The organism is Streptomyces bambusae (assembly GCF_019400985.1).
Taxonomy (GTDB): Bacteria; Actinomycetota; Actinomycetes; order Streptomycetales; family Streptomycetaceae; genus Streptomyces; species Streptomyces bambusae_A.
On sequence record NZ_WTFF01000317.1, the window covers coordinates 1 to 8,365 of the forward strand.

The 8,365-nt window shown below is 74.7% G+C and carries 7 protein-coding genes and 1 pseudogene; 4 read left to right on the plus strand and 4 right to left on the minus strand.

From position 1 onward, the window contains the following. The 3 genes and pseudogenes from GPJ59_RS29810 to GPJ59_RS29820 form a co-directional block, all read right to left on the minus strand. Positions 1 to 595, minus strand: a pseudogene (locus GPJ59_RS29810) (histidine kinase); the annotation flags it as partial. Further along, positions 592 to 1,731, minus strand: coding sequence for a hypothetical protein (locus GPJ59_RS29815; RefSeq protein ID WP_258025121.1), 1,140 nt, complete (start codon positions 1,729 to 1,731; stop codon positions 592 to 594). The pseudogene GPJ59_RS29810 and the gene GPJ59_RS29815, both read right to left, overlap by 4 nt. Before the next feature lie 138 nt (positions 1,732 to 1,869). Further along, positions 1,870 to 2,676 carry an IclR family transcriptional regulator gene (locus tag GPJ59_RS29820; protein ID WP_374200947.1) on the minus strand — a complete coding sequence of 269 codons (807 nt, stop codon included), beginning with the start codon at positions 2,674 to 2,676 and terminating at the stop codon, positions 1,870 to 1,872. 239 nt (positions 2,677 to 2,915) lie between these two features. Between GPJ59_RS29820 and GPJ59_RS29825 the strand changes: the two genes are divergently transcribed. The 4 genes from GPJ59_RS29825 to GPJ59_RS29840 all read left to right on the plus strand — a co-directional run bounded on the left by GPJ59_RS29825 (position 2,916) and on the right by GPJ59_RS29840 (position 6,562). Beyond that, complete coding sequence (locus GPJ59_RS29825) at positions 2,916 to 4,523, plus strand: aldehyde dehydrogenase family protein (RefSeq protein ID WP_219671024.1); 1,608 nt, start codon at positions 2,916 to 2,918, stop codon at positions 4,521 to 4,523. A gap of 232 nt (positions 4,524 to 4,755) precedes the next feature. Further along, on the plus strand, positions 4,756 to 4,983 hold the full coding sequence (locus GPJ59_RS29830) for a hypothetical protein (RefSeq protein ID WP_219671025.1): 228 nt from the start codon (positions 4,756 to 4,758) through the stop codon (positions 4,981 to 4,983). 102 nt (positions 4,984 to 5,085) lie between these two features. After that, positions 5,086 to 6,276 carry a TerD family protein gene (locus GPJ59_RS29835; protein WP_219671026.1) on the plus strand — a complete coding sequence of 397 codons (1,191 nt, stop codon included), beginning with the start codon at positions 5,086 to 5,088 and terminating at the stop codon, positions 6,274 to 6,276. A gap of 100 nt (positions 6,277 to 6,376) precedes the next feature. Next, a complete protein-coding gene (locus tag GPJ59_RS29840) occupies positions 6,377 to 6,562 on the plus strand; it encodes a hypothetical protein (RefSeq protein WP_219671027.1) in 186 nt (61 codons plus the stop codon). 65 nt (positions 6,563 to 6,627) lie between these two features. Here the strand turns inward: GPJ59_RS29840 and GPJ59_RS29845 are convergent, their stop codons facing one another. Beyond that, a complete protein-coding gene (locus GPJ59_RS29845) occupies positions 6,628 to 8,082 on the minus strand; it encodes an alkaline phosphatase PhoX (protein ID WP_219671028.1) in 1,455 nt (484 codons plus the stop codon). Positions 8,083 to 8,365 lie beyond the last annotated feature (283 nt).

An 8,365-nucleotide genomic window follows, 5' to 3' on the forward strand; every position in this document is an offset into this window, starting at 1 on the left:
GGGGGATGGACCTCTGGGCAGGCAGCAGGGGCACGGTGAGGACGGGCGGCCCCAACGCCCCGGCCACCGCCGCGCACTGGGCGAGCGCGGCCAACAGCAGGGCCCCCGCCAGCGGTGCGGCGTACACGGCGGCCCCGGAGGCGAACCAGTCCATGCCCAGCCGGGCCCGCGCCCCCGGGCCCACGACCGGCAGCGTGAACAGCACCAGCGCCATCGGCGGCACCGCCAGGGTCATCCCGCTGACCACCGCCCCGACGCCCAGGTGCAGGGTCCACCAGGCCGCTGCCCGCCCCCGCGCGGCCGGGGACCGGGCGGGCCCCTCGGCCAACTGCTCCCCCGGCACCCCGCACAGGGTCCGTACGGCGGTCACCGAGAGCGGCCGGACCAGGGTGAACAGCGGCGCGCTCACGGCCGCGAGCGGCACGGCGATCCCGTAGGCGGCCAGCGTCAGCGGGAGCGAGGTGAAGGCACTCTTTCCCTCCGTCAGGGGGGACAGCAGCACCGAGGCGAGCAGGAAGTACGGCATCAGCAGGGCGCCGCCGAGGATGAGGTGCACCCAGCGCCGCCGCGCCCTGGCCCCCAGCAGCCGCCTCACGCCGGGCGGCGGGCGGCGAGGAACCCGGTGAGGAACCCGGTGAGGACGACGGCCACCAGCAATCCTGTGATCATCTGGCCAGCGTAGGCGAGGTGCAGAGCCCAGGTGATCTTCTTCGCCGGATCGCCTCCCGGCGCCAGCGCGGCGAGGGACACCCACAGGCCCCAGCTCGCCGCCGCGGCGCCTCCCACCCAGGCGGCCGCGAGGGGTATTCGTCCGGCGGCCCCGCGCCCGAAGGCGAGCAGCAGCGCGCCGGCCGCGCCCATGAGGGTGCACAGCGCCTGGACGATCCCGACCATCACGGCGTCGGCGTCGCGGGCCGCCACCAGCGCATCGGTCAGCCCGGCCGTGCCGCCGAGGGTCCAGTAGGCCTCCGCCCCGGCGAAGGCCAGGGCTCCCGCCGCGGCTGCCACGGCCACCGTGCGCAGGCCTGCGGAAAGCCCCGTCGGCCGCCGCCACAGGTGGCCCCAGCGCTCCTTCGCGTAGGGCACGAACAGCCCGGCGAGCGCGAACGCCTGCACGCTGAAGCCGGCGTACACGACGTTGAACACCCAGCCGTCCAGGAACGGTTCACGCGGGGCCTGCCCGGCGGTGTCCCCGCCGACGCCGAAGGCCCGCATCAGCAGCTGCGCCGGGAAGCCGGTCACGATCGGCGTCAGCAGACCACTGGCGACGAACCCGGGCACGAGCAGCAGCCAGGAGGGTATGCGCCGCCCCCAGGGCCGGGTCAGCGCCAGCACGAGGACGACGAGGGCGGCGTCCATCAGCAGCGTCATGGTGTTGACGACCGGCCAGAAGAGGCTGGACCCGCGCAGCACGCTCCCCTCGGGTATGCCGATGTGGCTCCCGGCCACCCACGCTGACTTCAGCGCGAGGTAGGGGAAGGTGGCGGCTATGGCGGTGGCCCGCAGGACCCGCCGTACGGTCCCGAGAGGAGCGCCGGCGGCGGTCGAGCCCTTGGGCGTGACCGCCGTCGAGCCGACGGCCGTGGCCTTGGCGGCTGTGGCCTTGTCGGCCGGGGCCGGGGCCGGGGCCAGGGCCGCGGCAAGGCTCGCGGCTGTGCCCGTCGGCGTGGCTGTGGTCGGACCGGCGGGCTCCCCCGCGGTCCTGGCGTCGTTCGTGTGTCCCCTGGTCATGACTCCACGATCCCGCCCGCACCGGCCCCGCACGTCCCCCGCACTGGGGAACCGCTTCCCCCGCACGGGGGAGGAACCTCTCCTTCCAACGCCCCACCCGTGAACGGCCCTCTGGGCGGGCGCCGCCGCCACCGGCGTTCACATCCGCCGCGTCACCACCGCCAGCCGGTCCCTGGCCTCGAACAGCGCCTCCTTGATGCGGTGTTCGTGCCCGGGCGTGAGCCGGGCCACCGGCACCGAGCAGCTCACCGCGTCCCGCGCGGGCGTGCGGTACGGCAGGGCCACGCCGAAGCAGCGCAGCCCGAGGGTGTTCTCCTCCCGGTCCAGCGCGTACCCCTGTTCCCGTACCAGCGCCAGCTCCTCGATCAGCGCCTCGCGGTCGGTGACGGTGTGCTGGGTGACGGCCTCCAGCCGCTCCGGCAGCAGCCGCCGCACCTCCGCGTCGGTGTGCGTGGCCAGCAGCGCCTTGCCGAGCGCGGTGGAGTGCACGGGCAGCCGCCGCCCGACCCGGGTGAAGGGCCGCAGGTGGTGCTGGGACTGCCGGGTCGCCAGGTAGACCACGCTGGTGCCGTCCAGCCGGGCCAGGTGGATGGTCTCCGTCGTCTCGTCGGAGAGCCGGTCCAGGGTGGGCCGGGCGGCCGCGACGACCTCGTCGCCGTCGATGTACGAGCTGCCGACGAGCAGCGCCCGCACGCCGATGCCGTAGCGCGTGCCGGTCGCGTCCGTCTCCACCCACCCCAGGTTCACCAGGGTGCGCAGCAGCATGTAGAGGCTGGACTTGGGCAGGCCGAGGTCGCTCTGGATGTCGGCAAGGCTGTGCAGTCCCGGCCGGGCCGCGAAATGCTCCAGCAGCAGCACGGTACGGACGGCCGACTTGACCGGCGCGGCGGCGGGCGGCTCGGCCGTACCCACCGGCTCCGACCCGCCCGCCCGGCCCGGCGCGATCGCGGGCTCGGCGCCGATCACCGGCTGCCCGGCCACCGCCGCGCGATCGGTCGCCGCCCGACCCGTCGCGGCCCGGCCCGTCGTCGGCTCTGCTGTCGTCATCGGCTGCTCCCCCTACTGGTCGCCTCTGGTCGCCTCTTGTCACGCGGTGGACCCGGAAATAGAGTCCGCAGCAGAAGTGATCATTCATCCACCGGAACGCCGTTCAGGATACTGAACGATCCAGGAGGTAGCGGGCCATGGCAGCGACACCAGTCTGGAGTGTGGACCCCCGCACCGGGAAGCAGCGCGAGCAGGTTGCGGCGGAGGCCACACCCCACGACGTGGACCGGGCCGTCACCGCTGGCCACGCCGCCCGCGGCGCCCTCGCCGACCGCCCCGCCCGGACCGCGTTCCTGCGTGCCGCGGCCGATCTGCTCGACGCGTCCGCCGCCGAGGTCGTCGCCGCCGCCGACGCCGAGACCGCGCTCGGCACCGCCCGGCTGACCGGAGAGCTCGCCCGGACCACGTACCAGCTGCGCGCCTTCGCCGACGCCGTCGAGGACGGCGGCTACCTCGACATCCGCATCGACCGCGCCGACCCCGCCCTCACCCCGCCGCGCCCCGAACTGCGCCGCTACAAGGTGCCCCTCGGCGTGGTCGCGGTCTACGCCGCCTCCAACTTCCCCCTGGCCTTCTCCGTCCCCGGCGGTGACACCGCCAGCGCCCTGGCCGCCGGCTGCCCGGTCGTCGTCAAGGCCCACCCCGACCACCCGGCCACGTCCGCGCTGTGCGCCTCGCTGCTGCGCCGGGCCGCCGAACAGGCCGGGCTGCCGGCCGACGTGGTGGCCGTCGTACACGGCTTCGACGCGGGCCTGGAGCTGATCCGCCACCCGCTGGTGGCCGCTGCCGGGTTCACCGGTTCGATCCGGGGCGGGCGGGCCCTGTACGACGCGGCCGCCGCCCGGCCCGTGCCCATCCCGTTCCACGGCGAGCTCGGCTCGCTCAACCCGGTCGTGGTCACCCCGGCGGCCGCCGCCGAGCGCGCCGAGGAGATCGGCGCGGGGCTGGCGGGGTCGGTGACACTGGGCGTGGGGCAGTTCTGCGTCAAGCCCGGCCTGGTCCTCGTACCCCTGGGCGCCGACGGAGACCGGCTGACCGACGCCCTCGCCAAGGCCCTCGGCGCGACCGGGCCGGGGGTCCTGCTCGACCACCGGATGCGGGAGAACTTCCTCGCCGGGGTCCGCGAGCGCGCCGCCCTGCCCGGGGTGACCGCCCCCGTCACCCCCGGCCCCGGGACCGGGCCCGACGGGGAGCACACGGTCGGCGCCGGCTTCCTGACCGTCCCGGCGCGCCGCCTGGCGGCCGAAGGACCGGCGCAGGGTTCGGCGGAGGACCGCGAGGACGGCGTCGCGCACGACGGCGAGGACCAGGGCAAGGACCACCACGACTACGAGGTCCTGCTGGAGGAGTGCTTCGGCCCGGTGACCGTCGTCGCCCGGTACGCCGACCAGGGCGAGGTGGGCGCGGTCCTGGCCCGGCTCCCCGGGAACCTGAGCGCCACCCTCCAGCTGTCGGACGCCGAGACCGCCGGCGCGCCGGGCCCGGCCGCGGAACTGATCGGCCAGGTCACGGAGCTGGCCGGCCGGGTCGTCGTCAACGCCTGGCCGACCGGCGTGGCGGTGGCCCCGGCCCAGCACCACGGCGGCCCGTACCCGGCCGCGACCTCGCACTCCAGCTCCGTCGGCGGGACGGCGATCGAGCGGTGGCTACGCCCGGTGGCCTACCAGTCGGTGCCGGACGCGCTGCTCCCGGCCGAGCTGCGCGAGGCCAACCCGCTGGGCCTGCCGCGCCGGGTGACCCCGTAGGAGGGGACGGGGCGCGCGGTCACGGGGCGCGCGGTCACGGGGCGCGCGGTCACGGGCGCGGAGGCACGCGGAGGCACGGCGGCACACAGGGACACGCACGCACGGTGTCACCCGCGGGATCCCACTCGCGGGTGACACCTCGGCCGGCGCCAGGGCCGCGCGTGACGCCGCGGCCCGGGTGCCGCGGAAACCCCGTTGCCCGCGCCGCCCGACACCGGGCAGGCTGCGGCCCATGCCGAGACCTTCCGGATTCACGTACGAACAGCGCGCCGACGCCAGCGTCGTCATCACCCACCGCGGCCGGGCCGCGGGCACCCTGCGCGGCGCGCGGGCGGAGAAGTTCCTGACCGAGGTGGAGTCCGGGGACGCCCAGCTGGTCATGGCCCGCTGGACGGGTGCCTACAAGTTCGGCAACGAGCGCACAGCCCGCGACCACCCGCGCAACCGCGGGCGCCGCTGACCTCCCGAGCCGGACCCAGGCCCGAACCGGAACCCGGGCCCACACAGGTCACGATCGCGCGGGTAAGGGAACGGCAAAGGGCCCTCGGTCGTTCAACGGGGCATGACCGCTATGACCCCTGGTGCGAACCTGCCGCTGAACGCCGTCCGCGTGACGGTCGACGTGGCCGCTCCGGTACGGCTCGACGTATCGGGGCTCCTGCTCGCGGCGAACGGCAAGGTCCGCTCGGACGCCGACTTCATCTTCTACAACCAGCCCTCCGGCCCCGGCGTCAGCTACCGGTCCGGCGGCGGCTCGGCGCCCGACTCCATCACCGTGGACACCGCCGCGGTGCCGCCGGGCATCGAGCGGATCGTGGTCACCGCCAGCCCCGACGCCGCCGGCCAGACCTTCCAGGGCATCGAGCCCACCGCCACGGTCCGCGACGCGGACGGCGGCTCGGTCATCGCCACGTTCACCCCGCCGCAGCTGGGCACCGAGACCGCGCTCGTGGTGGTCGAGGTCTACCGGCGCGGCGGTGTCTGGAAGGTGCGCGCCGTCGGACAGGGGTACGCCCAGGGGCTCGCCGGCATCGCGACCGACTTCGGCGTCACGGTGGAGGAGGAGCCGCCCGCCGCTCCCCCGGTCCCGGCCCCGGTCCCGGCCGCCCCGGTCACCGCGCCCTTCACCCCGTCCACGACCGCCCCGGCCCCGCCCGCCCCCGCCGGCGGCGGCGGCAAGATCAACCTCGACAAGGGCCGGGTCAGCCTCCAGAAGAACCAGACCGTCTCCCTGGTCAAGGGCGGCCGCCCGCTGCTCTCGCAGGTCAAGATGGGCCTGGGCTGGGAGCCGGCCTTCCGCGGGGCGGACATCGACCTCGACGCCTCCGTCATCGCCTACGGCCCCCAGCGCAACCACATCGACAGCTGCTACTTCGGCAAGCTGTCCATCCTCGGCGGGGCGATCAAGCACTCCGGGGACAACCTGACCGGCGAGGGCGCCGGGGACGACGAGGTCATCGTCGTGGACCTCGGCCGGCTGCCCGCCGAGGCGACGGGCCTCGTCTTCACGGTGAACTCCTTCTCCGGCCAGAAGTTCACCGATGTCGCCAAGGCCTACTGCCGGCTGATCGACGGGGCCACCGGCGAGGAGCTGGTCCGCTTCGACCTCACGAGTGCCGAGCCGCAGACCGGCGTCATGATGGCCAAGCTCATCAAGCAGTTTTCGGGCGAATGGGAGATGACGGCCATGGGCGAGTTTGTGAAGTCCCGCACAGTGCGGGGCATGGTCAAGCCCGCGTCGCAGGCGCTGTAGCAGGTGGGCGGGCCGGAGCCGCTGGCACATGCCACCGGGTGATCGATGACACCCCGCAATTCGAAGGAAGCTGTCAGTGCCCGCCCGTAGCCTTGTAAGCATGTACGAGACGCTTCCGCTCGCGGGTCCCGCCCGCCCGTCCGCCTCCGAGGCGAACGAGGCGATACGGCACCTCGTCGAGACATGGGCGGACGGCGAGTGGCCGTCCGAGGCGTACGAGTTCCTGCTCGGCGAATGGGCCGCGGCGACCCGGGAAGAGGTCGGCGCCGCCGCGTGCCACAGCTGACGGCAGGGCCGTCCCGCTGACCGCACCGTCCCGCCCCCGGCGGGACGGTGCGAACGCCGCGTTCCTCAGCCGTGCTTGCGCCGCCACGGACCGGTGACGGCCAGCATGATGCCCGGGTCCTGGATGTTGGCGAACAGCGTGCGCCCGTCGGGCGAGAAGCAGACGCCGGTGAACTCCGAGTACTCGGGCTCCTCCGCGGTACCGATGTTCAGCTCGTTGCGCGCCAGCGGATAGGTGCGGCCCGACTCGGTCGCGCCGAGCAGGTGCTGGAGGCCCTCGCCGTCCTCGGCGATGACCAGGCCGCCGTACGGGGACACGGTGATGTTGTCCGGGCCGTCGTAGCCGCCCTCCGCCGACGGATCGGCGTTCACCCCGAAGAGGACGGTCAGGCGCATGGTGCGGCGCTTGGGGTCGTAGAACCACACGGCGCCGTCGTGCGGGGTGCCCGGGCTCTCGTCACGGGCGTAGGAGGAGACGACGTACGCGCCGCCGTCGGCCCACCACATGCCCTCCAGCTTGCGGCCGCGCGTGACCTGACCCTCCGTGAACTGCTTGCGGGTGGGCACCGTACGGGCGTCGCGGTCGGGTACGTCGACCCAGTCGACCCCGTAGACCGTGCCGATCCGCGTGGCCCGGGACAGGTCGTCCACGAACCGGCCCGCGCTGTCGAAGCACTTGGCCGCCTGGAGCACACCCGCGTCGTCGGCCAGCGTACGCAGCCGGCCGCGGCCGTGCCGGAAGCCCTGCGGCGGGGCCCAGCGGTAGAGGAGCCCGTTGGGGCCGGAGGCGTCCTCGGTCAGGTAGGCGTGGCCGGTCCGGGGGTCGATGACGACGGCCTCGTGGTCGTAGCGCCCGAACGCCTTGACCGGCTTGGGGTCGCGGTTGGCGCGGCGGTCGTGCGGGTCGACCTCGAAGACGTAGCCGTGGTCCTTGGTCATGCCGTTCTTGCCGGCGAGGTCGGAGTTCTCCTCGCAGGTCAGCCAGGTGCCCCAGGCGGTGGCACCGCCGGCGCAGTTGGTCGACGTACCGGCGATGCCGACCCATTCGGCGACCTCGCCGCCGCGGCGGAGCTCCACGACCGTGCAGCCGCCGGCGGCGGCCGGGTCGTAGACGAGGCCTTCGGCGAGCGGCACCGGGTGGGGCCACTTCGCACGGCTGCCCTTGAGCTCGTGGTTGTTGACCAGGAGGGTGACGCCGCGGTGGCCGGCGAAGGCGGCGGTGCCGTCGTGGTTGGACGGGGTGGACTCGCCCGATTCGAGCCGGGTGACGCCGCAGTGGGTGAGGATCCGGTACGAGAAGCCGGCCGGCAGGGCGAGGATGCCCTTCGGGTCCGGGACCAGCGGACCGTAGCCGGGCTCGCAGGGCCGCCCGTGCTCGTCGCGCAGCGTACCGCTGCCGCTGACGTCGTCCGCCGCCAGTGCGCCGGGGGCGGTGGCGAGGGCCCCCACGGTCCCGGTGAGCGCGACTCCGGCGCCGGCGAGGACGGAGCGGGCGGTGAAGTCTCTTCGGCTGAGCGCCATCGGTTCTCCTGAGGGGGTCGGGTACGGCTGCGCCTGAGTGCGGTCGGCGGACAGGGTCGCGGCCGCGCGTGAACGGCGGCTGAATTCCCCACGAGGGGCGGGGGTCCGCTTGCGACACACCGGATTTGGCCAAGTCCCGCCGTGGATCGACGCGAAGGTGACCCTTGCGGGGCGGGGGGGGGGCCGACCCGGCGAAGGCCGGCCGGGGCCGCCGAGCCCACCGGGGCCACCGGGGCCACCGGGGCCGCCGGGGCCACCGGGGCCCCGTCCCTTATACACCTCT

Coding starts and splice junctions, on each gene's coding strand:
- GPJ59_RS29815 (WP_258025121.1), bottom strand. CDS start 1,731: ATGACCAGGGGACACACGAACGACGCCAGGACCGCGGGGGAGCCCGCC.
- GPJ59_RS29825 (WP_219671024.1), top strand. CDS start 2,916: ATGGCAGCGACACCAGTCTGGAGTGTGGACCCCCGCACCGGGAAGCAG.
- GPJ59_RS29830 (WP_219671025.1), top strand. CDS start 4,756: ATGCCGAGACCTTCCGGATTCACGTACGAACAGCGCGCCGACGCCAGC.
- GPJ59_RS29835 (WP_219671026.1), top strand. CDS start 5,086: ATGACCGCTATGACCCCTGGTGCGAACCTGCCGCTGAACGCCGTCCGC.
- GPJ59_RS29840 (WP_219671027.1), top strand. CDS start 6,377: ATGTACGAGACGCTTCCGCTCGCGGGTCCCGCCCGCCCGTCCGCCTCC.
- GPJ59_RS29845 (WP_219671028.1), bottom strand. CDS start 8,082: ATGGCGCTCAGCCGAAGAGACTTCACCGCCCGCTCCGTCCTCGCCGGC.